Genomic DNA, 25,124 nt, shown 5'->3' with positions numbered 1-25,124 from the left:
TGATACAGATATGTCGAAGCATTTGAATGGCCGTCTCGCCGTCGTGATGGCGCTGGGGTTGGCCGTGTCGGGAGCTGTGCTGGCGCAGGGGGCGACGAATTATCCGTCGCGTCCCATTCAACTGGTGGTGCCGTTTCCGGCGGGTGGCAATACCGACGTCGTGGGGCGCATGGTAGCCGCGAAGCTGGGCGAGCAGCTCGGTCAGTCGATCGTAGTCGAGAACCGTGCTGGTGCGGGCACCGTCATTGGCGCGGCATTCGTTGCCAAGGCGCCGGCCGATGGCTATACCCTGCTGATCAGCTCGGGCTCCACGTTCACGTCGGGCCCGGCGATTACGCCGAAGCTCCCGTATGATCCTGTCAGGAGCTTCGAGCCGATCGGGTTGTTGGGCCGCAATGCGCTGGTGCTGCTCGCCGGGAAATCCGTTGCGGCACACACGTTCAAGGACGTCGTCGCGGCCACGCAGGCCAAGCCTGACGGCTACAATTACGCGTCGTTTGGCAATGGCAGCACTGCGCATTTTGCAGGCGAGATGATCAAGACGGCCTCCGGCATCCGCATGACGCATGTCCCTTACAAGGGCAGTGCGCCAGCGATGAATGACCTCCTGGGCGGCCAGATCGAATTCGACATCGATACCGTTCCGGCCGCGCTGCCCTATATCAAGGAAGGGCGTATCAAGCCGATTGTCGTGACCACCACGAAGCGCTCCACCTTGCTGCCAAATGTCCCAACGCTTGCCGAGAGCGGTGTCAAGCTGCCATCGATCTCCACCTGGGTTGCCATTGCCGCGCCCAGAGGGCTGCCAGCAGATGTCAAGGCAAAACTGCAGAAGGCGCTGGCGAACACGATGGCCACTCCCCAAATGCAGGAGAAATTGCTTGCCACCGGGTTCGAGGTCGGATACGCCGATGGCAAGGCAGTCGAGGCGTTGATTGCCGAAGAGTTGCCTCGCCTGAAAGCGGTGGCGCTTCAGTCAGGTATCCACGCAGATTAAAGCATCCATGCAACCCTTTGCCCTGAGTGCCGTCGAGGCATCTGAACTGATCCGCAAGCGCGAGTTGTCGTGTGAAGACCTCGCGCGCTCCACGCTCGCGCAGATCGCACGATGTGAGCCTGATATCCGGGCGTTCGCGTACCTGGATCCCGAGGCCGTGGTCCGGCGAGCGCGAGAGCTCGACAAACTTGCGCCTGGGCATGCGTTGCACGGCCTGACATTGGCCATCAAGGACGTCATCGAGACGTTCGACATGCCGACGACCTACAACACGCCTGCCTATGCCGGCCATCGCAGCGGCAAGGATGCCGCTTGTGTGGCATCGGTTCGTGCACTTGGGGCGCTGATCGTCGGCAAGACCGATACGGTGGAGTTTGGTGCCAATGGTCGGCCGGCAGCGACGCGCAATCCGCACAATCTCGTGCATACACCCGGCGGTTCATCGTCTGGGTCAGCCGCGGCTGTTGCAGCGGGCATGGCGCAATTGGCATTTGGCACGCAGACCGGTGGCTCCATCATCCGGCCCGCTGCCTATAACGGCATCTTTGGATTCAAGCCCACGCATGGCGTGACGAGTTCCGAAGGCGCCAAGGTCTATGCGCCAAGCCTGGACACGATTGGCTGGTATGGCCGAAGCGTTGCCGACTTGTCCCTTGTGGCTGACGCGCTACGGATCTGCGATGAGCCATCCAGCGTCCCCCTGACGCTGCGTGGCCTGAAAGTCGGCCTGTATCGCGGACCGCATTGGGACAAGATCGATGCCTCGGGAAAGACTGCACTGGAGTCCACCGCGGCGGCACTCGCGCGTGAAGGCGTGGAGATCATCGACGTGATGCTGCCGACCGGTTTCGAGTCACTGACCGCCGCCCAGCAGGTCATCATCCGGCAGGAGGGCCGTCGAAGCTTCCTGCCCGAACTCATGAGCCGGCCCGACGCAATGCATCCGCTCATTCGGGACACCGCCGAGAACGTCGCTGGCTACAGCCACGGCGATCTGGTCGCCGCATACGATGCTGTCGCAACGTGCAGGCCAAAGTTTGATGCGCTCTTCCGTCACAGTGGCCCTCTGGACACGATCCTCACCCCGCCCTCACTCGGCGAGGCGCCATATGGGCTCGACGACACTGGTAGTCCCGCCTGCAACAGCATCTGGACACTGCTTCATGCCCCTTGCATATCGATGCCAACGGGACTGGGTAGCGGCGGCTTGCCCGTGGGCGTCCAGATGGTTGCGGCACGGTTTGGTGACCGACGCTTGCTGGACATCGCCTGGGCAGTTCAGCGGGATTTGGGATTCGTCGTTGCACCATTTACCCACACGCCGACCAGATCTTGAACGGCGACAGCGGCAGCCGCTTCACCGGCGCCGTGATGCTCGACTACAACTTGAGCAAGCGCACCGATGTCTATGTGGAAGCCGACTACACCACGCTGACCGGAACCTGGCGCACGCTCGCCGCGCAGCCGACCTTTGTCACGCCGTTCTACGGCAATAGCACCCGCATTGGCGTGACGACAGGTATTCGGCACAAGTTCTAGGCAAACCCGTACGTTGAGGCAGATAGCCAGCCGCCCGAAAGCGGCTGGCTGGCTCGAACGCGTAGCCAGCGAAGTCTCTGACTAGATTGTGTGTCAATGCTCGCCGGATACATTGATCACGACCTTCCCGAATGGACCTCGTGACAGATGCTCGAACGCCTGCACCGCCTGGTCGAACGAGTACACATGATCGATGACGGGCTGGATGGGATGGGATTCGAGATAGGCGTTCATCCGTTCAAAGGCACTGCGCGGTGCGACGGCAATCCCCCGGATGGTCGTTTGGCGGAAGATCACCGGCATGAGGTTAAGGGCTGCCGACTGCCCGGTCAGGAATCCGACCTGTGCGATGACCCCTTGCACCTTGGTCGCCGCAACGGACTGGTTGATGCCATCTCCACCCGCGACGTCGATCGTGATGTCGGCACCCTTACCCGCGGTGATTTCCAGCACCTTGGTGTCCCAGTCCCGATGCGTCGCGTAGTTGATACCCTCCACCAGATCGCTCGCCAGCAGGGTCCTGATCTTCTTCAGGTTCTCATCCTTGCTCGATGTCACTATCACGCGCGCACCGAGCGAGACGGCGAGTTGCGCCGCAAAGATCGACACGCCGCCCGTACCCTGAACAAGCACTGTTTGCCCTGGCTGTAGCCGGCCGACATCCACTAGCGAATACCACGCGGTGAGCGCGGCGATCGGGAGCGTCGATGCCTCGTCGTCGTTCATGGAAGCAGGCGCGGGCACGGCGCTTTCTTCATGGATGATCATGTATTCGGCCAGGCCACCGGGCAGCGGCATCCCTAGGCAATGGTCCGGTTCGTCCGAGCCCGGTGCGCCATCTATCCATCGGGAATAAAGCGTCGAGTTCACCCGGTCTCCAAGCTTGAAGCGCGTCACGCCCGCGCCAACTGCCACCACGGTCCCGGCCGCGTCCGAGACCGGAATCAAGGGTCGCGGTACGCGGTGTGGCTCATAGAAGCCGTTCACGATAGCCAGATCTCGGTAGTTCAGTGAGACTGCGCCAACCCGGATCAGCAGTTCGCCAGCACCGGGCGTGGGCGTTTCCACCTCGCCCGACCTGAGGTTCTGCAGTCCAAATTCGTGAAGTTGCCATGCTTTCATTGTTTGCCTCTCGTTTGCCAGGATGGATCGAGAAGTCACTGTAATTTAGGCAGCAAGGTTGAGTTAGGGCTTAAAATTCCCAACATTCCATCCTCTCATTCCACAATCAAGGCATGGACGACCGCTTTGCAGGGATTCGCGAGTTTGTTACGACCATCGAGACGGGTAGCTTCACGGCTGCCGGAGAGACGCTTGGGGTCACGGGCTCCGCTGTTGGCAAGAGCATCTCCAGGCTGGAGGCGCGCCTGGGCGTGCAGTTGCTGCATCGGTCGACTCGGCGGATCGACCTCACGACCGCCGGCGAAGCGTTCCTGACAACGTGTCACCGAATACTCGAAGATCTGGATCAAGCCGAAGCGCTGCTCTCGGCTCGTCAGGAGCCCCTCGGGCGCTTGCGTGTCGATGTCCCAACGACCTTCGGACGCCGCCACATTGTCCCCACGCTTCTCGGCCTCGCGGCTAGATTCCCACGACTCGACCTGGCCGTGACACTCCAGGACCGCGCGGCAGATCTCGTCAGCGAGGGAGTGGATCTCGCCGTGCGTATCGGCCCACTCGACGACTACCCCGATCTCGTCGCACGGAAACTCGGTGACCAGCGTCTGGTCATCTGCGGCACGCCGGCATACCTTCAACGGCACGGAGTTCCGACCAATCCGCAGGACTTACTCACACACGATTGCCTGATCGGCTGGAGGCGAACATTGCGATCAGGGTGGCTACTCGCCTCTGACATGGGCGGAGCCAGATACTTCGATGTTCGTGTCCGGCATGAATTGACTGACGGAGACGCACTGCTAGGGGCGTGTCTCGCGGGCGGCGGTCTGGCTCAACTGCCCGGTTGGCTCGCCGGAGAAAGCTTGCAAAGCGGCGCGCTATGCGAAGTGCTCCCCGAACTTTCGACAACCATGCCGATACATGCGATCTGGCAAAAGACCCGCCATCTCCAACCAAAGGTCAAGGTCGCAGTGGATGCGCTTAGTGAACTGGCGTCAGAGAATCCCGTCTTCCGTCCTTAGATTAATCCTCGATCTCAAGTCATCAAGGCGAGACAACAATCGCAGCAGGATTGGGGACGTATTGCTCGCGCTATAGCCCACCACCAGGTCGATGTTGGGCACTTCCCCCGCCAGCGGCCTGCTCACAACCGACCACGGCATTAGATTTTGCACGTAAGCGGGAATGAGGGTCACTCCACGGACCGACGCGATCAGAGACATCACCATGGCAGGGTTGTCGACGCTTTGCGCTATCTCGACCTCCACGCCTGATTTGAACAGATAGTCGTCTACAACCTTTCGTAGTACCTTTGCTTTTCCCGCCATGGCAATGAACGGCTGATGCCGGAGATCTTCCGGATGCACCGCGTCTAGTGCTGTCAGGGGATGATCACTTGGCATCAGCACAACCAACGGCTCCTGGCCAACGACTTCATATTCGAGGTCGTATCCTGGCTCCGCACGCATGAATGCAAGGTCGAGCTTGCCATGTGCCACTGCAGCGGCCAACTCCGTCGAGTAGTCGCTCGATACGGTCACCTCAATATTCGGCAATTCCGCGCGCAGCAGATGCATGGCGTCCGATAGCCATGTCATTTCCTGCCCGGTGAGAAAACCCAGCCTGAATTGCAGCTTGGAAGGCTGCGCAGCGCGCCGCGCGGCTTCGACCGCGGCATCGACCTGCGCCATGGCCAGTCGCGCATGGTCAATGAATGCCTTGCCTGCCTCAGTGAGCGTGACGCCTTGGGCGGTGCGTAGCAGCAGTTCCACGCCGACTTGGTCTTCAAGATCGCGGATCTGACGGCTTAGGGAGGGCTGCGATGTATGCAGACGATTGACGGCTGCCTCGGTCAGGCTGCCCGCCTCTGCCACAGCGATGAAATATCGCAGATGCCTTAGCTCCATGTTGCCCCATGCCTCCCAGGCATGCCCCTCAGCCTACAAAGTCTTTTTCCTTGCCGACAATAGCCCATAAATTGGCTCCTGTGGTCACCCGATCCCGTTGCAGACGCGCCTTAGGCATGCGTCGCAGCGATACCTTACAGGAGTTTCTCGTGAATAGTCCCGTCGTTCTCATCACAGGCGCACTGACCGGCATCGGTCGTGCGACCGCCCTTGCATTTGCCCGCTCCGGCGCACGGCTCGTTGTCTCGGGCCGTCGCCCAACCGAAGGCGCGGCGCTCGAAGCCGAATTGCGAAAGCTTGGCGCCGACGCGGTGTTCGTGCAGGCCGATGTCCGCCATGACGAAGACGTACGCCATCTGATCGACCAGGCCGTAACACGCTTCGGCCGCCTCGATGTTGCCGTCAACAACGCCGGCACGGAAGGCACGCCCGGCCGCGTGACAGAGCAGACCGCAGAAAGCTACGCGGCAACGTTCGACACCAATGTGCTCGGCACGTTGCTGAGTCTCAAGCACGAGCTGCGCGTCATGACTGCCCAGGGCTCGGGCAACGTCATCAACATCTCATCGACCTACGGTCACGAAGGCGCGGCCAATGCCTCGGTGTATGCGGGCAGCAAGCATGCGGTGGAAGGCATTACAAAGTCGGCGGCCCTTGAAGTCGCAGGCACGGGCGTACGCGTCAATGCCGTCGCGCCCGGCCCTACGGAGACCGGCATGCTCGACCGCTTCACCGGAACGCCGGAACGCAAAGCGGCGCTCGCCAGCGGCGTACCGCTCGCCCGCATCGGCAAGCCGGAAGACATTGCCGCGGCAGTGCTCTACCTGGCATCCGAAGGCGCCACGTTTGTGACGGGGCAGGTCCTCACCGTTGACGGCGGCAAGACCGCAGGCTGATATCAAATGTCCAACATACTATTCAGCCCGCTGGAATTGGGCCAGATTCAGCTTGGTCACCGCGTCGTCATGGCACCGCTCACGCGCCTCCGAGCCGATCAAAACGGAGACATTCCGAATGCGCTGATGCGCGACTACTACGCGCAACGCGCTTCCCCGGGCGGCCTCATCATCAGCGAAGCCACTACGGTGTCTGCAACTGGGCGCGGCTATCTTGGCGCACCTGGCCTCTATACCGATGCGCAGGGCCACGCCTGGCAGGAGATCGTGACGGCGGTGCATGCACGCGGCGCGCGCATTGTTGCCCAGCTCTGGCACGTTGGCAGAACTGCGCACGCGAGCCTGCTCGGTGGAGCGGTGCCGGTAACGGCGTCGGTCGTCCCTTATGAAGGCGTTGCCTTCACTAGCGAAGGGTGGGTACCTGTGTCGCCGGCACGGGCTCTCGAAACCACCGAGATCGCCGCACTCATTGCGGAGTATGTCGGCGCTGCAAGGCGCGCGCTGCAAGCAGGCTTCGACGGCGTGGAAATTCACGCTGCCAATGGCTACCTGATCGATCAGTTCCTTCAGGACGGAAGCAACCGTCGCACCGATCAGTACGGCGGTCCGATCGAGAACCGCGCTCGCCTGCTGATCGAGATTGTCGACGCAGTGCGAGCGGTCTGGGGCGACGGACGTGTGGGCGTGCGACTGACGCCAAGCAGCCACTTCAATGGCATGTCGAACAGTGATCCCGAAGCCGATTTTCGCTACATCGCCCGGGCGCTCGCAGGCAAGGGACTGGCCTATCTGCATGTGGTCGAACCCCGCGTGGTGGGATCGGAAGATGTTGCCGAAGACCTCCGCTCGGTTGCCGCACGCGATCTGCGAGCGCATTTCGATGGCCCGGTGATCGCTGCTGGCGGATTCGACGGCGACGAAGCGCAATCGGAGATTGCACACGGTCATGTCGATGCGGTCGCGTTCGGACGGTCTTTCATCGCCAACCCGGACCTTCCATCGCGAATCCGCGACGGTCAACCGCTCAATCCCTACGACCGCAACACGTTCTACGGCGGCGACTCGCGCGGCTATACCGACTACCCCGCCTGGCAAGGCGTCTGAATACAGGAGCTATCGATCATGAACACTCTCACAGGCAAGACCGCTCTGGTAACGGGCGCATCGCGGGGGATCGGTCGTGCGAGCGCTTTAGCGCTGGCGAAGGCGGGAGCCCAGGTGCTGGTGCACTACAGCAGTGCAGCGAGCGAAGCCGAGGCAGTGGTTGCCGAGATCCGGACGCTCGGCGGTAAGGCCCAAGCTCTCGCCACGGATCTGCGTGCCCCCGATGGTCCTCACAAGCTCGCACAGCAAGCGAGGGCAATCATCGGCTCGCGCCTCGACGTCCTGGTGGCCAATGCCGGCATTGCGCGGGCCGCACCCCTCGAAGACACCACGGTGGAGGATTTCGACAATCTCTTTGCCGTGAATGTGCGGGCGCCGTTCTTCCTGGTCCAGCAGTTGCTGCCTGCCATGTGCAAGGGGAGCAGCGTTGTCCTGCTGTCATCGCTTGCCGCGCATTCGGCCATGGGAACGCTGTCCGCGTATGCGGCCACCAAGGGCGCGATCGATACGCTCGTCAAACACTTCGCCGCCGCGCTCGGCGAGCGCGGGATCCGTGTCAATGCGGTGGCCCCGGGCGTCGTGCCAACGGACATGTCCAGCTTTGCCAAGAGCGAGGAAGGCAGAAGCTTCACGCTCGGCATGCAGGCACTCAAGCGCATGGCCGACCCAAGCGACATCGGCGCTGCCATCGAATTTCTTGCATCCGACCAAGCCCGATGGATCACCGGTGAGACGCTGCGCGTCGATGGCGGTTCCAAACTTTAATCGGAGTCAATTCATGAAGCTTTACCACGCAAACGGATCGCCCAACGCGCGCCGAGTGAGAATCCTGATCGCAGAGAAAAGCATCGAAGTCGAACTCGTGCCAGTTGACCTGGGTACGCGGGAGCAGATTTCCGAGGCCTATCGCGCCATCAATACCCGCAGCGTCGTTCCGACGCTAGTCCTGGACGATGGCACGGCAATCGGGGAGGCGTCCACCATCATGCGTTATCTGGACGATGTTCACCCAACGCCCTCGCTTTACGGCACGACGGCAGTCGAAAAAGCATTAGTCGCCATGTGGGAGCGGCGCATGGAAATAGAAGGATTCGCAGCAGTGGTGGAGGGTGTGCGCAACGCTGCGGCTGGGCTCAAAGGACGCGCCTTGTCCGGGCCTCACGGCTACGACCAGATTCCAGCACTCGTTGATCGCAGCAAGCAGCGCGTAGCGAACTTCTATACCGATCTCGATGCTCAACTTGGTCACAGGACGTTCGTGGCAGGGAACACGTTCTCTGCAGCCGATATCACTGCGCTGGTGACGGTGGACTTTGCGACGAAAGCATTTTCGATGCCGATTCCCGAGAGACACGGCGCGCTCAAACGGTGGCACGACACTGTTTCAGCTCGTGCAAGCGCGTCAGCCTGACTGCTTTTGCAGGTGGCTGTCATTACGGGATCCATCCACATAGTTTTCTCGTGATAGATGGCCGCCGTGCTACCTCTTAGGCTTGTCGACAATGAAACTATTCTCGCCGATTTCCGTAAGTCCCTATACGAAGAGCAACGCAACTGTCTGGCCGTCATTTCCTCTCGTCAAGGTGATGGGCAGCTTCATCCTCCCGATCGCGGAGATTGTCCGTCAGCTTGTACTGGAAACCGAACAGAGCGATCAATGCCAGCAGGGCCAAGCCTGCCATGGCTAACCGATACCACATGCTGTACTCCGGTGAGTTTTTTCCACGACTTGATGCTAAGCAACGGTACGTACAACCTGCATCAAAGCTTGCCCGAGGCGGATAAATATCCCGTAAAAACTCTCAATCAGAGCCCTCTGAACTGTCGCGCCATCACCAGTGCAGTGGTCCCGACTTTCGACGCCGCCTTCTGGCATGAATTGACGACAATGAATCCGCGTGGCACGGTTCGGACAACGCGCCAATATGGAGCCTTGCAAACGGCGCTGCCCGAATTGCCGCCCATTTGAGGAGGTCTGTCATGCTGAAATCCCCGCTCGTCTCCGCCAAGCTTGCGATCGCTTCGTTTGTCATCCTGGTCGCGGGGTGCAGTGGCATGCCGGCAACGCAGACAACCGGCATCGAGCGGCTTTATATCCTCAACTGCGGCGAAGGCGTCGCGGCCGACGTCTCGCGCTGGTCGCCGGGTATAGATGTCGGAAAACCCATAGCGTTCGTTGACAATTGCTACTTGATCAAGCACGCCCGAGGCTGGATTCTGTGGGACACGGGCGTGGACGACACCATCGCCGCCCGGCCAGACGGGGAGGTTCCGACTGACCCGAAAGCCATTCACTGGCGTCGGCCGAAAACGCTGGCGAGCCAGTTGGAACAACTCGGCGTGAAGCCCTCGGACATTAAGTTTGTCGCGATCTCTCACACCCACCCGGACCACATCGGCAATGTCGAGATGTTCCCGCAGGCGATGCTGCTGGTTCAGAAGGCTGAGTATGAATGGCCTGGCGCCAAGAATGCGCCGCGCTTCAACCCAGCGCATCCTGTCACCAAAATCGAAGGCGACAAAGACGTGTTCGGTGACGGTAGCATCACGATTATCTCGACCCCCGGCCACACGCCTGGCCATCAGTCGTTGCTGGTCAAACTGCCACAGACGGGAGCGCTCGTGCTGTCGGGCGATGCCGCCCACTTCAAGAGCAACTGGGACAATCGTCGAGTCCCTTCAATCAACTTCGACAAGGACATGACGCTGGCTTCGATGCAGCGCATCGCCGATTTGCTGGCACGGGAAAATGCGCAACTCTGGATCAATCACGACAAAGCGCAGCGCGACACTCTGAAGATGGCGCCGGAGTACTACGAGTAAGCCTGGTCGACATGCAACGGCGTATCGTTCGAGCATTGGGACAATAATCGCCGGGAGACTTGCTCTGCAGCGAGGAACGTCAACTCTGCCCCTTGTTTCCGCTCCCAAGCCGCTCCTGACTGTTGTGGGAACTCGAAATAATTTACATCGCCATCAGAAACATTAACTTCCTATTGATTCCCTGCTTCTGCAGCATTCCAGCCTAAGCAAATGCACTTCCGCGTTTCGTCGTCTCCCATGGCTATCAGTTTATGTGGTGGCGTAGGGAGTCTCCCGGAGCGTGGTGAGTTGCTGTGCCGGTCCAGGATTTCACCAATAGGAGCAATAATGAAGCAGCCGCGCCGAACCCTCACACACCTTGCCCTGGCTGTGGCCGCCATCGTTGTTTCCGGTGGTTCCATGGCACAAGGCTCACGCTACGACGAGCTCGTCAACGCACCGTTCGAGAAGGACTATCCCACGGCCAAAGCGACGCAGACCCTGCGGGACGAGTTGATTTTCCAGCGGGCGACTCAGGCATATTTGTGGGCGCTTCCCGCCATCAATATCTGGGCAATGAAAGAAGGCTCGGAGAAAGTGTTCGGCGGCGGGTATAACGTGCTTCCGGTCTGGAAGGAGCGAATCAAAGCCTCCACGCTGGTGACTACGCCGAACTCGGACGTCGTCTATGCCATGGGCTACCTCGACCTGAAGAAGGATGGCCCACTCGTGGTAGAGGCCCCGGCTGGCGTTCAAGGCATCCTGGATGACTTCTTCCAGCGGCCACTCATCGATCCGACCATCGGCAACCGGACTTGGGTCGGCGACGTTGGCCTTGCTGGCCCAGACAAAGGCAAGGGCGGCACTTACGTCATCCTGCCGCCGGATTACAAGGGCGAGCCGCCAAAGGGTAGCCTGCCGAAAGGCGCATTCGTCTACCGCTCCCGCACCTACAATGTCTTCCTGTTCTGGCGTACTTTCTTCAGCGATCCGAATGACCTGACGAAACCGAATGCGCAGATTGCTGCCACGCTCATCTATCCGCTGGGCCAGAAGGCCTCGGCCAAGCCAATGCAGTTCCCCGATGGCAACGCGAAGCCCGCTGACCTTCTATTTCCGCGGGACTTCCGTTACTTCGAGATGATGTCCAGGTTTATCGACAATGAATATGTCGATCCGTCGGATCTGGATATGCGTGGCTTCCTGCATACCATTGGTATCGAGAAGGGCAAGCCGTTCTCGCCGACGCCTGAAATGCGGACCTTGCTCGGCCAGGCCGCACAAACGGCATTCAAGATGAGCAAGGTGGTGATGACGGACATGATCACACGCGAGCCGGGCGGTCTCTACTATCCAGATCGCCAGTGGATCAACGTGTTCGCCGGCGAGGACACTTCGTTCCAGTCCAGCCGCACATACACGAATCTGGAACAGCGATCCGGGTTCTTTACCAGCGCCTACTCGGCCAGCCCGGGCATGGTGGTGAACATGGTCAATGCGGGCGCGAAGTATCCCGTCACATTCCGCGACAAGGACGGCAATTTCCTTGACGGTGGCCAATCCTACAAACTCCATCTACCGCCCAATATTCCCGCCAGGAACTTCTGGTCCGCAACGGTCTACGACGGCACAACGGCGTCGGGCCTGGACAACGGCCAATCCCATCCGTCGCTGAATCAGATGGACAAGCCCGTGCAGAACGCCGATGGATCAACCGACCTCTACTTCGGCCCAACGGCCCCTGCGGGGAAAGAGAAAAACTGGCTGCGCACCTTGCCTGGCAAAGGCTACTTTGTGATCGTCCGACTGTACTCTCCCGAGCAGGCGTTCTTTGACCAAAGCTGGAAGCCGGATGACATCGTGAAGGTCAAATAATATGCTGGCCAGCACTCCTGGCCTGGAGTACCTGATGCGTGTGGCGAGGACTTGGTCCATACCGGCTACGTGCCGGGTGCTAGAGCATGCGCCGATGGAGTCGCGGAAGCTGCCGTAGCCGCCTTCTCCCATCGCCACAGCGTCGCGCGACTGACGCCCAGCCGTTGTGCTGCTTGTTGGCGATTGCCACCACATTCCGCCAGCACCTCCAGCACACGTTCGCGCGGTGCGATCAACGGTGGCGAAGCATCTGCAGCAGCCTGTTGCCGCGCCCCGAAGCTGGCGGCCCCGACGCCTTCAGCCATCCCCCCAAACAACTCCGGGCAATCGTGACACAGTTCGTCGAATGCGATGTGATGCAGGGCCTCCCATTGCGAGAAGAACACCGCCATTCGCTCGCAGATGTTCTCCAACTCGCGAATGTTGCCGGGCCATGCATAGGCCTGGAGCCGCGGCAGCAAACGCGCGACAAGGGAGCAGCAATTGCCCCGGCCGAGGATTGGACGGCCGGCTGTTAGTATCTCCGTACGTCTGGTCACTCGCATAGCTACAATCACCAATCTCTCGTGAGCACAACACGCTCTTTGGACCGGCATATTCTGACGGCGACACAATGATCTTCGATTGGCACAGCGGCCAAATCACGCGGAGCACTCCGGTAGACGGGGCCTACCGCAATACACAAAACGTAAGACGATTCATGCTCTCACAGTGCGGACCAGACTTCGCGTTTGACCGCCCCTTTATGGCATGGATTCGCGACGGCTCAAGCAAAACCATGGGCAATGTCGCCGACGAATGGCAGCGAAGGAAAGGACTTCTTAGAGGCTAGCCGGACGTCTCCCGAATCTCAATAGCGTCGGCAGCGACAAGATGGCGGTTTGCGGGTCGGTAGTCGCCTCTGGGGCCGACAATCCATTGCCCGGGTCGGCCGAGGGCAAAGACCGACCATAAGGCGTCGTTGGTACGTGCGATCACTCGGTCGCTCGTGCGGCGCCACCCCAACAGTAAACGGCCTCTAAAGGCTAGTCGCATCTTCGGAAAGTACATACAGGTTGCCCTGGAAGCTGCCATCCCGGTCAATCGTCGATCCGGGCATGACGTCGGGGTGTTCCTTCAGTTTCACTGGTTCCTGGACGACATGTTTCCCGGGGCGTCGGAAAACCAATCTTCCGTTGACCAAAATGTACCTACGCCCATTGAGGATCCGCTTGGCGGTCGCCGCGCTATGTGGACTAATGGCGCCCCAAGCGACTTTGGCACAAGCATTTCCTGATCGCATGGAGCCGCGTGTTGGCGCGGTCGTTCCAGTGGTCACGGCGATGATGCTGGCTGCGGCCTGTCTGATCGCCGCAAGCAGAAGTTTGTCCGGCCATCCGGCCGACTGGGGCGATATCACGCTGCACGAACTCATGGACTGGTCGCACTTGCTCGCCGCATCCCTCTGGGGAGGTAGCCTGATCGGGCTCACGCTTACCGGATTTCGTAGCTTGACCATGGCGGCGGATGAGCGGCGCCAGTTCGTTGCCGCCATGGTCCGTCGCTGGTCGACACTCGCGGGCGTTGCACTGGCAGTGGTAGCTCTGACCGGCATCTACAACGCATGGCTGGAGTTGCAGCACTTCGAGGCGCTTTGACAGACCGCTTACGGCAGGATCCTGCTACTCAAATGACCGCTTCGCGAACCCTGCCCCGGATGGATGCCCGCTCACCGGGCCAAGCCTGTCACCCCAGGGCGACCATAAGTCTAAAGGGTTGGGAGGCGCGGGTCCAAGAAAGTCCCGACGCTCAATTCTCGACGGCCGCGCGCGTCGATGCGTCGTCGAAGCGTCCCGCGGTGGTAGGGCGCAAGCGGTCTCCGGACACGAAGTATGCGTGCAAGTCGTGCGCAAAGCGGTTGAGCTTGCTGATGACGCCCTTGTTGCCGCGGCTCAGCGCGTTGTAGCCGAGCACGGCCGGGACGGCCACGGCCAGGCCAAAGGCGGTCATGATCAGAGCCTCACCCACGGGCCCGGCCACCATGTCAATGGTCGGCACACCCGATATGCCGATACTGAGCAGTGCGTGATAGATGCCCCACACCGTGCCGAAGAGACCGACGAACGGTGCGGTCGAACCAATCGAAGCCAGCACGGCCAAGCCCGACTGCATGCGCGCCACGGCTTCGTCAATCGCGGTCTTGAGCGAGCGCGTCAGCCAGTCAGACATATCGAGGGCAGCGTGCAACGAGGGATCGCCGGCGCGATGGAATTGGGCGGCTTCGCGGCCGGTGACGGCCAGCGTGCGGAACGGGTTGGCATCGCGGGCGCCAAGCGTATCGAGTGCGTGATCGAAGTCGTCCGAGTACCAGAAGCGCCTTTCCGCGCCATTTGCCATCTTCCTGAGGCGAACGAGATCCCTCGCCTTGGTGAGAATCACGATCCACGAAAGCAGTGACATGATCAGCAGAACAATGGCTGTCGCACGCATGACGAGATCGCCTTGCGACCAGAGGTGGGAGAGTCCGAGTTCCTGCATGGTGGTTTCTGAGAGGGTCAGCGTTTAGGTGTCGGAAAGACTCCGGGAAATCAGTTCAGTTCGAAGTCGATTGGCTGCTGGGCGGTCGCCGCCACGGGGCGACCGTTCTCCATATAAGGCTTGCAGCGCATCGTCTGCACGGCGTTGACCGCCGCCGTATCAAGGTGCTTCGAACCGCTCGACGTCACCACGGCTGTCTTGACCACGCGGCCGCTCTCATCAGTCGTCAGACTCACCACCGCTCTGCCGGTTTCACCCATGCGACGTGACTGAGTCGGATAGGTAATTTTTGGCGGCGAGCACGCGATCTCGCCGATCCCTACGACGCGCGGCGCGGCGTTTGCCGGTGTGGATGCCGCGGGCGACTCCGGTGCCTGGACTGGCGGGGCCGGCGATGCCGACGGTGCCGGCAGCGCCTCGATCGCATTCGGCGTCGGCGGCAGCGTCGCAACGGATGCCGGGGTCGGTTTCTGCTGATGCGGTGTCAGATGCGGCGTCACCACCTTGACCTGCGATGGCGGCGTCTGCGGTTGAGGCTTGGGCGGTTCGGGCGCAGGAGGTTGCTGTGGGGGCTCCAACGGGATGAGTCGCGCAATGATCTCGGGGGCGTTGACGGCCTCGGTCGTCTTGCTAGCCATCCCGCTATGGATCAGGTACAGCAGTCCTGCGTGGAGCAGCAGGACCACGATGGTGACCTTGAGTAGTCGTTGATCAAACATGGCAAGAGTGCCAGGTTAATTGGCGCAGACAATTGGCCGACTCCGACTCTTGACAGAGTCGCGCCAACGAAGTCCCCCGACCATGATGCCTCCGCCACGGCCGATGACGACGGCGTTGCAGGTTTCCTTGGCAAGACAAGTGTCCCTGAGGAGGCCTTCGACGACCCCGGTGCCGCGAAGGCGTCAACTCGACATTGCCATCTTAGCTGCTGAGCTTGGAGCAAGGGCCGTGGCGCGACTAGTTGTGAAGGATGATCTGAGCCTGCTCCGCAGAAGTGCTGGAAGCTGTACGTTTCCGCGGCGGTACTCGCCCAATCGCCGTACCCACGCTCCAATCTGGCAGCTTGCAAATCATTTTTGGACCTACGGTTGTCGGGACCTAAGCGTCGGAGACGGGGCGACTCCAGTCGGGTGGCCGCATGCGCGAGAGGAATCTGCATAGATCAAGCGACCCGCCGGCCATTCAAAGCCATTGGTTGGCCAACTTCACAACGACAGCCTGTTGGCCAACTCCGAACGTTCGACGTGCTCTTAAGCAGCATAGTCGGGTGCCGATGGTCAGAAATTCCACAGAACGCCCACCCGGAATGTCCTCGGCTCCGCCGGATGAATATGGTGGTCGTTAATTCCGGCCGGCGAACCATCGGTGTTTAGAGGGGATGTCTCGCCTTTCAGCAGCGATGCATAGTAGTAGTCGATGTCGTTGACCCGCTTGCCGAACACGTTCAGCACTTCGGCAAAGACTCGCACATCCTTGAGAATGCGATAGCCCACCTTCAGGTTCACCAGGAACGAGGAAGCGGAGCGCACGCTGTTGTCCTCGATAAGCGGACGCGGGCCGAAGTAGCGCGCCCGCGCACCGACCGACCATCGTCCGGTGTTGTACGAGACGCCTGCCGAGGCCGTGGTCTGGATGGACTCCGGGATGTAGTCACCGATATCCTCGTGATCCCGGAAGCGTGCGCGAGAGAAGGCAGCATCCGCATCGACAATCAACCCGGCTAGCGGGCCCTCGGTCGGCGCGTAGTAGCCCGCCAGCTCGATCCCGCGGCGGCGGCTTGGCCGGCTCGGCTCGGTGGTCCCGCTGTCGCCAGAAAAGACAAGCTCGGAGCCGATATCGAGTTGCCAGAGGGACGCTGACATCTGCAGGCCGGGGGCCAGGCGCCTGGTGCGAACGCCGATCTCATAGCCTGTTGCAGGCACAAGCACGCTGACCTTTTGTGCCGACTCGCCGGTGGATGGGTCGATCGTGGTGGTTGCGCCGCGCACGTCGTTGCTGTGATAGCCGCGCCCCCAGTTCAGGAACACTTCGGTCTGGTCGGCCGGCGACATGACGACGCTGAACTTGGGGCTGACGATGTGGTCGGTGCCGTTCCCGGAGTTCGCGGGGTTGTCGCTCGATACGCCATACCAGAACTGATCCGCGCGCAGGCCCGCGATGGTACGTAGCCACGGCAGCCACTCTGTCGTGTTACGTACGTATAGCGCGGCGCTGGTTTCGTTGACCCTGTCGGTCCGTACCGTTTCGTAGATCTGTCGCGCTTCCGAGTTGGCCAGCGTGATGGGGCCCAGCCGGTCATAGCGGATTTGCGCGCCGACCTCGGTCTCGGTGTCGCGTCGGCCAAGTTTGCCGAACCAGAGTCGCGAGGCATTGACGCCCGCCGTGACGCGATTCTCGAACTGCTGGAATTGGTCGCCACGCTCGGGATTGTCCAATGCGTACGTGAAGTTGGAAAACAGCTGGAGCCGGCTCTTGATGACATAGGCGTTCGCCTTGAACAGCCCGGATTGCACGGGCCGCAGCCAGTCCGCGGAGAGGCTGTAGCGCGAGGCGTAGCCGCCGTCGGTCGGATCGATGTACCCATACCGCGAGATCAGCCCTGCGTTGATCGCGCGCTGCGGAACCTGGTCGGTCGAGTCCCAGCTATTCCGGTACGCCATGGCGGTCACGCCCACGCGCTCGCCACCGCTGAGCGGCAGCGTGTACCGGAACACGCCGTTGAGCTTGCGAACGCCTTCCGGCAACACCCAGGGACCGTTTTCCTGCAGCCATTCCAGCCCGTAGAGCGCGGTGCCGGGCCCTACCTGGTGCGAGTTGGCCAGCACGGCCCGACGGTAGTCATGCTGACCCAGTTCGACCTGAGCAATGCCGGCGGGCAGTTGCGACACATAGTCCATGCTCACGGCGCCCGCTGCCGAGAAGTCGCCCTCTTCGGCAAAGTAGGTGCCCTTCTTGTAGGCGATGCCGCTGACCAGTTCCGGAATCACGAAATTGAGGTCGGTATAGCCCTGGCCATGCGCATTGGTGCGCATGTTGACCGGCATGCCGGCCACGGTCGTGGACAGGTCGGTGCCGTGGTCGAGATTGAAGCCGCGCAAGAAATACTGGTTCGCTTTGCCGTCGCCACTGTGCTGCGTGACGATCAGTCCCGGGACGGTCTCCAGCAGTTCGCCGGGACGCAGCAACGGGCGATTGGCGAGCTGATCGCGGCTGACGTAGCCCTGGTTGGCGGAAACGGCGGTGCCTGCAGTCGCGACTTCGGCACGCGCTGCCTGGACGGTTACCTCTGGAAGGTCCTGCTGGGCCTGCTGAAGGCCACCCGCTAGGACGCTCGCCGGGATGGCGGCAAGCGTTGCCGCGAGGAGTCCAAGACTGGGCATGGTCGAGCGCGTCGAAGCCGCCCGGCAAGAAGGATTGCTCTGGCTCATTTTTTATTATGCGAATTGGTATGACGATTTATGCAAACTTCATACCAACCAGCAGGCACCGTTACGGTGCATCAAGATGCCTAAAGCCAAAGCTGTTCAGTCGTGGTGGTGAGAATGGGGCCCCGATCGGCCATGCGGATCGGAACCCAGCCGCATAGGGTCGCTCTCGGTCATGACCATGTTCAATTGTCCTTGCCGCACGCCGCGCTCGCTGCTGATGGCATCGGCCAGCTTGCGCACCGCACTGGCAGGCCCTTTAAGGATCACCGTCTCGATGCAACGTTCATGGTCGAGGTGGGCATGCATGGTCGATACGGTAAGGTCGTGATGGTCGTGCTGGATGCGCGTGAGGCGCTCCGCGAGGTCGCGTTCGTGATGGTTGTAGACGTAGGACAGGTTGGCAACGCAGGGTCCGTCCGCATCGATCGACTCCCGCCAGTGATCGAGGTGGCGGCGCAGGATGTCGCGCACGGCTTCGGATCGATTGCCATACCCGCGCTCTGCGATCAAACGATCGAACTCGTTGGCAAGAGCATCATCAAGGGAAATCGTAAAGCGTTCCATGGCACAGCCGCGACTAGAGGGGAAACCAGCAAGTTACCATGAGCACGCGTGCCGAACGTCGCTCACAATGTCATCCTCTTGGCCATAAAGCACAATGCCGACTCTCGTCCAACAGTCTGCTGATGTCCACGAATCGTTCGCCGCGCGCCCATGACGTCGGTGACACCATAGCTACGCCGCCAAAGCGTCCGCCTAGATGCACTTCGTCGTCGGGCTAATCGCAAGTTGGTCAAGTTCGCCCCAAGCAAACCAGCGACATGCTTTGATTTCATTGCGGGGGCGTGGCTCGGCTGACTTACTCACCGTCGCCTTGAACACGTGATGCACTGTCGTCACCCCCAAAAACTGGGAATGGAAAGCGAGCGTCTTGACCTTCAGCGCAGTCTCTTCCTGCAATTCCCGGGCGGCTGTGTCGGCCAGGATCTATTGTGCGTCGGGACGACCTCCAGGGAGCGCCCAGCGTGTGCCGTCATTCGACACGAGCAGGACGCTGTCACCGCGAAAACAAACAACGGTCGCTCTGATCTTAGGGCGCATAGTGCGAGTCGATCTCGGACCTAGTGTCAAGGAAGCGGCGGATTGTACCGATTCCATATTTCCACTGATACCTCGAACAGCCGTGCGAACACGATTAGGCGAATAGCAGTTCCCACGCCACGTAGGCCAGCGCTGGTATGACTAGCAGCGCTGCCATGAGCCAGTAGTAGCTCGCACCATGGCGCGGCAACCCAGCCAGAAGCAGACAGTTCCATGCTGGCCAGCGGACCGAGTCGCTTTCAGGCTCAGATCTGACGCTGAATCATCCAATAGGAGCGCGTGAACTGCGACCTCTCATGGCCGCTGTGTTGCGCTCAAACCAGACGTACGGCCTGTTTAGGCGAATTGGCCTGCGGTCTTGAAATACATCACCTCGTCCTTCATACCAACTGCCTGCTCGCGCAGAGCCTGTGCTGCTGCGGAGGATTCCTCGACCAGCGCTGCATTTTGCTGAGTCGCCTGGTCGATCTGGGCAATGGCAAGACTCACCTGTTCAAGGTTCTTGCTCTGCTCGTCGGATGCCGCGGAAATCTCGCCGATGATATCCGAGACGCGCTCGATTGCCGTATTGATCCGTTCCATCGCGGCACTAACGCCCTCGGCCTGCTGAGCACCAACTTGCACCTTCACAGTTGATGCCTCAATCAGTTCCTTGATTTCCTTGGCTGCGCCAGACGCCCTTTGCGCCAGCGATCGTACCTCGCCGGCGACAACCGCGAAGCCTCGCCCTTGCTCACCAGCACGTGCTGCCTCAACTGCGGCATTGAGCGCCAGGATATTCGTCTGAAATGCGATTCCTTCAATCATGCCGGTGATCTCTGCGATCTTCTTCGACTCGGCACTCACCTCACCGACCGTCTGCACCATCGCGGCCACATCGGAACGTCCGGACTCCGTCATCTCTCTGGCACTTCCGGCGAGGGAAGTCGCCTGGCGCGCATGGTCGGCATTCTGATTCACCGTTTCCGTCAGCTCGACCATACTCGCCGCAGTCTGCTCGATCGAAGCAGCCTGCTCTTCGGTGCGAGAAGATAGATCCATATTGCCGGATGCAATTTGCCCCGCAGCGCTAGCGACCGCCACACTGGCCGTTCGAATATTTCCGACCGTGCCTCCAAGCTTGTCATTCATGTCCTTCAGCGCTTGCAACAGCTCGCCGGTCTCGTCACTGGATCTCACCACTATCTCGCTGGACAAGTCACCATCGGCCACGCGACGCGACACGCTGACAGCTAGTGCCAGCGGACGGCTGATGCTGCGGGTCAGGAAGTACGCACAGATGATCCCAAGTATCAGAATGAGTCCTTCGAGCACGAGCAGCAGAGCGCGACTCTTGGCGGCAACGCCATCAATCTCCTTGGCGGTATCGTCAATGGTGCGTCGCTGCACTTCAACCAGCTCGCGCATCGTGCCCTGATAGGCGTTCGCCGCCGGGGTGAACACCTTGTCCAGAATACGCGTGGCTTCATCGACATTACCGGCTGCCTTAGCCTTGTTGATCTCATCGCGAGAACTCAAGTAGGCCTTCCGCGATTCGCCGATCTTGCTGAACAGCGCCCTTTCTTCTTCAGTGGAAATCAGGGCTTCGACTCTTTTCTGAAGTTCACCTGAGCTCTTGGACGACGCCGCTGCCTCTTCGGCGAAATAAGGGCCCAGCGCAGGATCACTACTCTTCGCAATTGCGCTAGTGCGTCGGATGCCCGATGCCAGATTGGCATACCAGTCGCCAATCAGTCTCTCCTTGAGGAGAGGCACCTTCATCATTTCTCGCGTCGCGGCTGCCACGTTGTCGAGTCGCCAGATGGCGATAGCGGTAATTGCAATTGAAAATGCCAGAATCAGGGCGAAGCCAAGAGCCAGCCGCTTGCCAATCTTCATATTGCCGATGAACGCCATTCGTATCCCCCTTATCCCTACGCCCTCGGCAATAGGTTCTGCTTGGTTTTTGTATGCCTTGCCGCGTAGTTGACGAGCAAGGTTAGGCACTGTCGCTTGCAGAACGGCTGTTCAACTGCCATCCTCAACCCAACTTTAGTAGGGTATGGATCGCGGCCGAATACCGGGTTTTGCAAGGGCGGCCAGCGTGCTCGGACGCACGAATCATGAGTCCGCCTCCGGCCATCCCTGACCCGCATCGCGCACACCGCCTTCCACGAACCCGAAGCCCAGTTTTGTGAATCATGAATTCCCTTGTCCGGGGCACGCGCCTATCGTAGGTCGCGCATCACAGTGTCAGAAAAACCGACGGCGAGCGCCGCCGCAGCCCGGCGGTCCAGCGCCGCACAAGGAGACATGAATGTCCAAGACGATGGGGATCTCCCGTCTGGCGGCCGCATGGGTGGCGGCCACGGCTTTCTCGTTCGGCATGGCGGGCAGCGCGCAGGCGGCCTGGCCTGACCGGCCCATCCGGCTGATCGTGCCCGCCGCGGCGGGCGGCACCACCGATATCGCGGCGCGGCTGGTGGGCAAGCGCATGAGCGAGATCCTGGGCCAGCCCGTTGTAGTGGATAACCGCGCCGGTGGCGCCGGCATCATCGGATCGCAGGCGCTGCTGCAGGCACCCGCCGACGGCTACACCATCATGATGGGCAATATCGGCCCGAACGCCATCAACTACGCCCTCTACCGGCAACTGCCATACAAGCCGCAGGATTTCGCGCCGATCACCTTGGTGGTGTCGGTCCCCAATGTGCTGGTAGTCAACGCCAAGGTGCCTGCGCACAACGTGGCGGAACTGGTTGCGATGGCCAAATCACAGCCCGGCCAGTTGTCCTTCGGGTCATCCGGCACGGGCCAATCCGTGCATCTTTCTGGCGAGCTGTTCCGCAAACGCGCTGGTATCGACGTCATCCACGTGCCCTATAAAGGCGCCGCACCCGCCGTGGCGGATCTGGTGGCGGGCCAGGTGACCATGATGGTCGATAACCTGCCCAGCTCGCTGCCGCAGATCCAGGCCGGCAAGCTGCGTGCGCTGGCCGTGACCAGCGCCGCGCGCGTGGCCGAACTGCCCGACGTGCCCACCATGAAGGAAGTGGGCTTCGACGACTTCCAGGTCACCGCATGGTTTGGGCTGGTCGCCCGTGCCGGCACGCCGCCGGCCGTGATTGCCCAGTTGCACAAGGCCGCCGCGACGGCGCTCGCCGAGCCGCAGGTCCAGTCGCGGCTGGCCGAACTGGGCGGTCAGGCGGGCGGCGACACGCCCGAGCACTTTGGCCAGTTCATCGACCAGGAAGGCCAGCGCTGGGCGCGCGTGGTCAAGGACACCGCCATTCCGCAGCAATAAGCCGTCAACGGCAGCCTTAGGAGATTTCATGATCGACAAGATCGTCCCGTCGCTGGAAGCGGCGGTGGCAGGCATTGGCGATGGCGCAACGCTGCTGGTCAGCGGCTTCGGTGGCTCGGGCATTCCCGGCGCCCTGCTCGACGCCCTGCTCGCGCACGGTGCGCGCGACCTCACCATCGTCAACAACAACGCCGGCAACGGCGATACTGGCATTGCCGCGCTGATTCGCGCGGGCCGCGTGCGCAAGGTCATCTGCTCGCATCCGCGTTCGAACAATGCCGAAGCCTTTATCGAAGCGTATCGCGCGGGCAAGGTGGCGCTGGAATGCGTGCCGCAGGGCACGCTGGTGGAACGCATGCGTGCCGCTGGCGCCGGACTGGGCCCCTTCTTCACGCCCACCGCCTACGGCACGGCATTGGCCGAGGGCAAGGAGACTCGTATGATCGACGGCACCGGCTACGTGCTGGAACAACCGCTGCATGGCGACTTCGCACTGGTCAAGGCACATCGCGCCGATCGGTGGGGCAACCTGACCTATCGCTACGCGGGCCGCAATTTCGGGCCGGTGATGTGCACGGCCGCGCGCCACACCATCGTCCAGGTGGACAATATCTCGCCGTTGGGCGAGATGCCGCCGGAGCACGTGATGACGCCTGGCATCTTCGTCCAGGCCGTGGTGCTCGCCAACCCGGGAGTTCAGCATGCCGCATGACGCCTCCATCCGTGCCCATGCGCTGCCGCGCCTGTCGCGCATGCAGATCGCGCGTATCGTTGCGCACGACGTGCCCGACGGCAGCGTGGTCAACCTTGGCATCGGCATGCCCACGCTGGTGTCTGACCAGTTGCCCGCCGGCCGCGAGATCGTGCTGCACAGCGAGAACGGCATCCTCGGCATGGGCCCCGTCATTCGCGACGGCGCAACCGACCCCGACCTGATCAACGCCAGCAAGGAGCCCATCGGCCTGCTGGCTGGCGCCTCGATCTCCGACCATGCAGTGTCGTTCACGATGATGCGCGGCGGCCATATCGACATCACTGTACTGGGAGGCTTCCAGGTATCGGCCGGCGGCGACCTCGCCAACTGGTCGACGGGCGAGCCCGATGCCATTCCCGCCGTGGGCGGCGCGATGGACCTCGTCGTTGGTGCCGCGAAGCTGTTCGTAATGATGGAACACGTGACCCGTGACGGACAGCCAAAGATCGTGGCGGACTGCAGCTATCCGCTGACCGGCCTGGGCGTGGTGGATCGCATCTACACGGACTTGGCCGTGATCGACGTACAGCCCGGTAGCGGCCTGATGGTGACCGGACTGGTCGAGGGCGTTTCGTTCGAGACGGTCCAGGCATTGACGGCTGCGCCATTGACGCTGGCCAACGATCATCGCGTGCTGCGCACAGGCCGCTGACACGGTCGCTCACCGAGGGGAGACACCATGACAACAAGAACCATTGGCAAACCGCGCGCCACGGCAGCAATCATGCTTGGTGCACTGCTGGCGGTGGCCGCACCGCGCATCGCACACGCCACCGACACATGGCCGGCCAAGCCCATCCAGCTACTGATTCCCTATCCGCCCGGCGGCAGTGCCGACCTGCTGGCGCGCCCGCTGGGTGCGAAGCTGCAAGAGCGGCTGGGGCAACCGATCGTGCTCGACTACCGTCCCGGTGCTGGCGGCACGATTGCCTCACAAACATTGGCACGTAGCAAACCGGACGGCTATACGCTAATCATGGTGCTCGCCGCGCACGCCATTAATCCCAGTCTGTATCCGAAGCTGCCGTACGACACGCGCAAGGATTTCGCGCCGGTCTCTCTTGTGGCCAACCTGCCGCTGATCCTGGCCAGCAGCCAGTCATTGCAGGCACGCAACGTGGCCGAGTTGATTGCGCAGGCCAAGGCCACACCCGGCAAGATCACGTTCGGCTCTGCCGGCAATGGCAATACGGGACACCTGGCCGGTGAACTGTTCGATTCAATGACGGGCGTGAAGATGACGCACGTGCCTTACAAGGGCAGCGCGCAGGTGGTCAATGCCATGCTCGCGGGCGATATCCAGTTGACGTTCGACAGCATTTCCACGTCGATGCCGCAGATCCGCGCGGGCAAGATGCGTGCGCTGGCCGTGACTAGCGCCAAACGTGCGGCCATGGCGCCCGACGTGCCCACACTGGCCGAAGCCGGTGTTCCCGGCTTCGATATCAACGGATGGTATGCCATCCTGGCGCCGGCCGGCACGCCGCGCGACATCGTAGACAAGCTCAGCAGCGAGATTGCCGCGGTGCTGGCCCAGCCCGATCTGCGCGCGCAGATCGCGGCCAATGGCTATGAGCCCGTAGGCTCGACGCCGTCGGCGCTCGGCGCCCACATCGAGGCGGAACTCGTCCGCTGGAACAAAGTGGTGACCGGCGCGGGGGTCAAGCTGGAGTAATCAGGCTGGCATCTGCCGCGCGAGACCGGGCCGGCCTGCTGGCCGGTCACTGGTCTTCGAACGAGAATTCTCTGTCAGGCGGGCAACCTCGTCCGCAACTTCTATTGCCCTTAGCGTCGCCCAGCAC

26 protein-coding genes are annotated in these 25,124 nt (G+C 61.4%); 16 read left to right on the top strand and 10 right to left on the bottom strand.

Features of this window, described 5'->3' with window-relative positions; all coding sequences use genetic code 11:
• Positions 1–10: 10 nt before the first annotated feature.
• Genes ACO550_RS23885 through ACO550_RS23875 form a run of 3 tightly spaced genes read left to right on the top strand, consistent with a single transcriptional unit; the run spans position 11 to position 2,536 of the window.
• Complete coding sequence (locus ACO550_RS23885) at positions 11–997, top strand: tripartite tricarboxylate transporter substrate-binding protein (RefSeq protein WP_315597845.1); 987 nt, start codon at positions 11–13, stop codon at positions 995–997.
• Positions 998–1,004: 7 nt separating this feature from the next.
• Positions 1,005–2,333, top strand: coding sequence for an amidase family protein (locus ACO550_RS23880; RefSeq protein ID WP_315597844.1), 1,329 nt, complete (start codon positions 1,005–1,007; stop codon positions 2,331–2,333).
• On the top strand, positions 2,330–2,536 hold the full coding sequence (locus ACO550_RS23875) for a hypothetical protein (RefSeq protein WP_315597843.1): 207 nt from the start codon (positions 2,330–2,332) through the stop codon (positions 2,534–2,536). The genes ACO550_RS23880 and ACO550_RS23875 overlap by 4 nt, the downstream gene beginning before the upstream one ends.
• 93 nt (positions 2,537–2,629) lie before the next feature.
• Here ACO550_RS23875 and ACO550_RS23870 read toward each other — a convergent pair whose 3' ends face one another.
• Positions 2,630–3,658: an NAD(P)-dependent alcohol dehydrogenase gene (locus ACO550_RS23870; RefSeq protein ID WP_315597842.1), complete on the bottom strand. Its 1,029-nt coding sequence runs from the start codon at positions 3,656–3,658 to the stop codon at positions 2,630–2,632.
• A gap of 113 nt (positions 3,659–3,771) precedes the next feature.
• On the opposite strand from ACO550_RS23870, the gene ACO550_RS23865 reads away from it, so the two are divergent.
• Positions 3,772–4,677: a LysR family transcriptional regulator gene (locus ACO550_RS23865; RefSeq protein ID WP_315597841.1), complete on the top strand. Its 906-nt coding sequence runs from the start codon at positions 3,772–3,774 to the stop codon at positions 4,675–4,677.
• On the opposite strand, the gene ACO550_RS23860 is transcribed toward ACO550_RS23865, so the two are convergent.
• A complete protein-coding gene (locus tag ACO550_RS23860; protein ID WP_315597840.1) occupies positions 4,651–5,562 on the bottom strand; it encodes a LysR substrate-binding domain-containing protein in 912 nt (303 codons plus the stop codon). The genes ACO550_RS23865 and ACO550_RS23860 overlap by 27 nt on opposite strands.
• A 149-nt stretch (positions 5,563–5,711) precedes the next feature.
• On the opposite strand from ACO550_RS23860, the gene ACO550_RS23855 reads away from it, so the two are divergent.
• The 4 genes from ACO550_RS23855 to ACO550_RS23840 are packed head-to-tail and all read left to right on the top strand — an operon-like array spanning position 5,712 to position 8,973.
• Positions 5,712–6,458: a glucose 1-dehydrogenase gene (locus ACO550_RS23855; RefSeq protein ID WP_315597839.1), complete on the top strand. Its 747-nt coding sequence runs from the start codon at positions 5,712–5,714 to the stop codon at positions 6,456–6,458.
• Positions 6,459–6,464: 6 nt separating this feature from the next.
• Positions 6,465–7,562: an alkene reductase gene (locus ACO550_RS23850; RefSeq protein ID WP_315597838.1), complete on the top strand. Its 1,098-nt coding sequence runs from the start codon at positions 6,465–6,467 to the stop codon at positions 7,560–7,562.
• Positions 7,563–7,580: 18 nt separating this feature from the next.
• The gene (locus ACO550_RS23845) at positions 7,581–8,327 is read left to right on the top strand and encodes an SDR family oxidoreductase (protein WP_315597837.1); all 747 of its coding nucleotides are present in this window, start codon (positions 7,581–7,583) and stop codon (positions 8,325–8,327) included.
• Between the two features lie 13 nt (positions 8,328–8,340).
• Positions 8,341–8,973: a glutathione S-transferase N-terminal domain-containing protein gene (locus ACO550_RS23840; RefSeq protein ID WP_315597836.1), complete on the top strand. Its 633-nt coding sequence runs from the start codon at positions 8,341–8,343 to the stop codon at positions 8,971–8,973.
• A gap of 154 nt (positions 8,974–9,127) precedes the next feature.
• On the opposite strand, the gene ACO550_RS23835 is transcribed toward ACO550_RS23840, so the two are convergent.
• Positions 9,128–9,262, bottom strand: coding sequence for a hypothetical protein (locus ACO550_RS23835; RefSeq protein ID WP_315597835.1), 135 nt, complete (start codon positions 9,260–9,262; stop codon positions 9,128–9,130).
• A 280-nt stretch (positions 9,263–9,542) separates the two neighbouring features.
• Here ACO550_RS23835 and ACO550_RS23830 point away from each other — a divergent pair, with 280 nt between their 5' ends.
• On the top strand, positions 9,543–10,385 hold the full coding sequence (locus ACO550_RS23830) for an MBL fold metallo-hydrolase (protein ID WP_315597834.1): 843 nt from the start codon (positions 9,543–9,545) through the stop codon (positions 10,383–10,385).
• Between the two features lie 327 nt (positions 10,386–10,712).
• Positions 10,713–12,239 (top strand): DUF1254 domain-containing protein, encoded by a 1,527-nt coding sequence (locus tag ACO550_RS23825; RefSeq protein WP_315597833.1) that lies wholly within the window; start codon positions 10,713–10,715, stop codon positions 12,237–12,239.
• Between the two features lie 65 nt (positions 12,240–12,304).
• On the opposite strand, the gene ACO550_RS23820 is transcribed toward ACO550_RS23825, so the two are convergent.
• A complete protein-coding gene (locus ACO550_RS23820; RefSeq protein ID WP_485994976.1) occupies positions 12,305–12,784 on the bottom strand; it encodes an AAA-type ATPase lid domain-containing protein in 480 nt (159 codons plus the stop codon).
• Between the two features lie 68 nt (positions 12,785–12,852).
• Here ACO550_RS23820 and ACO550_RS23815 point away from each other — a divergent pair, with 68 nt between their 5' ends.
• Together ACO550_RS23815 and ACO550_RS23810 are read left to right on the top strand one after the other, a co-directional pair.
• The gene (locus ACO550_RS23815) at positions 12,853–13,071 is read left to right on the top strand and encodes a DUF6434 domain-containing protein (protein ID WP_315597831.1); all 219 of its coding nucleotides are present in this window, start codon (positions 12,853–12,855) and stop codon (positions 13,069–13,071) included.
• Between the two features lie 448 nt (positions 13,072–13,519).
• Positions 13,520–13,876 carry a hypothetical protein gene (locus ACO550_RS23810; protein ID WP_315597830.1) on the top strand — a complete coding sequence of 119 codons (357 nt, stop codon included), beginning with the start codon at positions 13,520–13,522 and terminating at the stop codon, positions 13,874–13,876.
• Between the two features lie 151 nt (positions 13,877–14,027).
• Here ACO550_RS23810 and ACO550_RS23805 read toward each other — a convergent pair whose 3' ends face one another.
• The 6 genes from ACO550_RS23805 to ACO550_RS23780 form a co-directional block, all read right to left on the bottom strand.
• Entirely contained in the window at positions 14,028–14,756 is a 729-nt protein-coding gene (locus ACO550_RS23805) for a MotA/TolQ/ExbB proton channel family protein (RefSeq protein WP_315597829.1), read from the bottom strand.
• A gap of 50 nt (positions 14,757–14,806) precedes the next feature.
• Positions 14,807–15,475, bottom strand: a complete 669-nt coding sequence (locus ACO550_RS23800; RefSeq protein WP_315597828.1) for a TonB family protein — start codon at positions 15,473–15,475, stop codon at positions 14,807–14,809.
• A 558-nt stretch (positions 15,476–16,033) separates the two neighbouring features.
• Positions 16,034–18,136, bottom strand: coding sequence for a TonB-dependent receptor (locus ACO550_RS23795; protein ID WP_315597827.1), 2,103 nt, complete (start codon positions 18,134–18,136; stop codon positions 16,034–16,036).
• A gap of 144 nt (positions 18,137–18,280) precedes the next feature.
• The gene (nikR, locus tag ACO550_RS23790; protein WP_315597826.1) at positions 18,281–18,748 is read right to left on the bottom strand and encodes a nickel-responsive transcriptional regulator NikR; all 468 of its coding nucleotides are present in this window, start codon (positions 18,746–18,748) and stop codon (positions 18,281–18,283) included.
• Positions 18,749–18,940: 192 nt separating this feature from the next.
• Positions 18,941–19,168, bottom strand: a complete 228-nt coding sequence (locus ACO550_RS23785; RefSeq protein WP_315597855.1) for an NUDIX domain-containing protein — start codon at positions 19,166–19,168, stop codon at positions 18,941–18,943.
• A gap of 453 nt (positions 19,169–19,621) precedes the next feature.
• Positions 19,622–21,181 carry a methyl-accepting chemotaxis protein gene (locus ACO550_RS23780; protein ID WP_315597825.1) on the bottom strand — a complete coding sequence of 520 codons (1,560 nt, stop codon included), beginning with the start codon at positions 21,179–21,181 and terminating at the stop codon, positions 19,622–19,624.
• A 400-nt stretch (positions 21,182–21,581) separates the two neighbouring features.
• Between ACO550_RS23780 and ACO550_RS23775 the strand changes: the two genes are divergently transcribed.
• Genes ACO550_RS23775 through ACO550_RS23760 form a run of 4 tightly spaced genes read left to right on the top strand, consistent with a single transcriptional unit; the run spans position 21,582 to position 24,997 of the window.
• Positions 21,582–22,568 carry a tripartite tricarboxylate transporter substrate-binding protein gene (locus ACO550_RS23775; protein ID WP_315597824.1) on the top strand — a complete coding sequence of 329 codons (987 nt, stop codon included), beginning with the start codon at positions 21,582–21,584 and terminating at the stop codon, positions 22,566–22,568.
• Positions 22,569–22,596: 28 nt separating this feature from the next.
• Positions 22,597–23,280: a 3-oxoacid CoA-transferase subunit A gene (locus tag ACO550_RS23770; RefSeq protein ID WP_315597823.1), complete on the top strand. Its 684-nt coding sequence runs from the start codon at positions 22,597–22,599 to the stop codon at positions 23,278–23,280.
• Positions 23,270–23,974, top strand: coding sequence for a 3-oxoacid CoA-transferase subunit B (locus tag ACO550_RS23765; protein WP_485994970.1), 705 nt, complete (start codon positions 23,270–23,272; stop codon positions 23,972–23,974). Before ACO550_RS23770 ends, ACO550_RS23765 begins: the two co-directional genes overlap by 11 nt.
• Positions 23,975–24,001: 27 nt before the next feature.
• Positions 24,002–24,997: a tripartite tricarboxylate transporter substrate binding protein gene (locus ACO550_RS23760; protein WP_485994969.1), complete on the top strand. Its 996-nt coding sequence runs from the start codon at positions 24,002–24,004 to the stop codon at positions 24,995–24,997.
• Positions 24,998–25,124: the final 127 nt, after the last annotated feature.

This window comes from Cupriavidus sp. (assembly GCF_057315035.1).
This window is presented reverse-complemented; position numbering and strand designations above follow the sequence as displayed.

What these genes read in the sequence shown, in the direction of transcription:
- ACO550_RS23840 (WP_315597836.1), top strand. Translation starts at nt 8,341, where the DNA reads ATGAAGCTTTACCACGCAAACGGATCGCCCAACGCGCGCCGAGTGAGA.
- ACO550_RS23860 (WP_315597840.1), bottom strand. Translation starts at nt 5,562, where the DNA reads ATGGAGCTAAGGCATCTGCGATATTTCATCGCTGTGGCAGAGGCGGGC.
- ACO550_RS23775 (WP_315597824.1), top strand. Translation starts at nt 21,582, where the DNA reads ATGTCCAAGACGATGGGGATCTCCCGTCTGGCGGCCGCATGGGTGGCG.
- ACO550_RS23830 (WP_315597834.1), top strand. Translation starts at nt 9,543, where the DNA reads ATGCTGAAATCCCCGCTCGTCTCCGCCAAGCTTGCGATCGCTTCGTTT.
- nikR (WP_315597826.1), bottom strand. Translation starts at nt 18,748, where the DNA reads ATGGAACGCTTTACGATTTCCCTTGATGATGCTCTTGCCAACGAGTTC.
- ACO550_RS23885 (WP_315597845.1), top strand. Translation starts at nt 11, where the DNA reads ATGTCGAAGCATTTGAATGGCCGTCTCGCCGTCGTGATGGCGCTGGGG.
- ACO550_RS23880 (WP_315597844.1), top strand. Translation starts at nt 1,005, where the DNA reads ATGCAACCCTTTGCCCTGAGTGCCGTCGAGGCATCTGAACTGATCCGC.
- ACO550_RS23825 (WP_315597833.1), top strand. Translation starts at nt 10,713, where the DNA reads ATGAAGCAGCCGCGCCGAACCCTCACACACCTTGCCCTGGCTGTGGCC.
- ACO550_RS23815 (WP_315597831.1), top strand. Translation starts at nt 12,853, where the DNA reads ATGATCTTCGATTGGCACAGCGGCCAAATCACGCGGAGCACTCCGGTA.
- ACO550_RS23770 (WP_315597823.1), top strand. Translation starts at nt 22,597, where the DNA reads ATGATCGACAAGATCGTCCCGTCGCTGGAAGCGGCGGTGGCAGGCATT.
- ACO550_RS23810 (WP_315597830.1), top strand. Translation starts at nt 13,520, where the DNA reads ATGGAGCCGCGTGTTGGCGCGGTCGTTCCAGTGGTCACGGCGATGATG.
- ACO550_RS23870 (WP_315597842.1), bottom strand. Translation starts at nt 3,658, where the DNA reads ATGAAAGCATGGCAACTTCACGAATTTGGACTGCAGAACCTCAGGTCG.
- ACO550_RS23765 (WP_485994970.1), top strand. Translation starts at nt 23,270, where the DNA reads ATGCCGCATGACGCCTCCATCCGTGCCCATGCGCTGCCGCGCCTGTCG.
- ACO550_RS23800 (WP_315597828.1), bottom strand. Translation starts at nt 15,475, where the DNA reads ATGTTTGATCAACGACTACTCAAGGTCACCATCGTGGTCCTGCTGCTC.
- ACO550_RS23760 (WP_485994969.1), top strand. Translation starts at nt 24,002, where the DNA reads ATGACAACAAGAACCATTGGCAAACCGCGCGCCACGGCAGCAATCATG.
- ACO550_RS23805 (WP_315597829.1), bottom strand. Translation starts at nt 14,756, where the DNA reads ATGCAGGAACTCGGACTCTCCCACCTCTGGTCGCAAGGCGATCTCGTC.
- ACO550_RS23850 (WP_315597838.1), top strand. Translation starts at nt 6,465, where the DNA reads ATGTCCAACATACTATTCAGCCCGCTGGAATTGGGCCAGATTCAGCTT.
- ACO550_RS23865 (WP_315597841.1), top strand. Translation starts at nt 3,772, where the DNA reads ATGGACGACCGCTTTGCAGGGATTCGCGAGTTTGTTACGACCATCGAG.
- ACO550_RS23845 (WP_315597837.1), top strand. Translation starts at nt 7,581, where the DNA reads ATGAACACTCTCACAGGCAAGACCGCTCTGGTAACGGGCGCATCGCGG.
- ACO550_RS23820 (WP_485994976.1), bottom strand. Translation starts at nt 12,784, where the DNA reads ATGCGAGTGACCAGACGTACGGAGATACTAACAGCCGGCCGTCCAATC.
- ACO550_RS23780 (WP_315597825.1), bottom strand. Translation starts at nt 21,181, where the DNA reads ATGGCGTTCATCGGCAATATGAAGATTGGCAAGCGGCTGGCTCTTGGC.
- ACO550_RS23835 (WP_315597835.1), bottom strand. Translation starts at nt 9,262, where the DNA reads ATGTGGTATCGGTTAGCCATGGCAGGCTTGGCCCTGCTGGCATTGATC.
- ACO550_RS23795 (WP_315597827.1), bottom strand. Translation starts at nt 18,136, where the DNA reads ATGCCCAGTCTTGGACTCCTCGCGGCAACGCTTGCCGCCATCCCGGCG.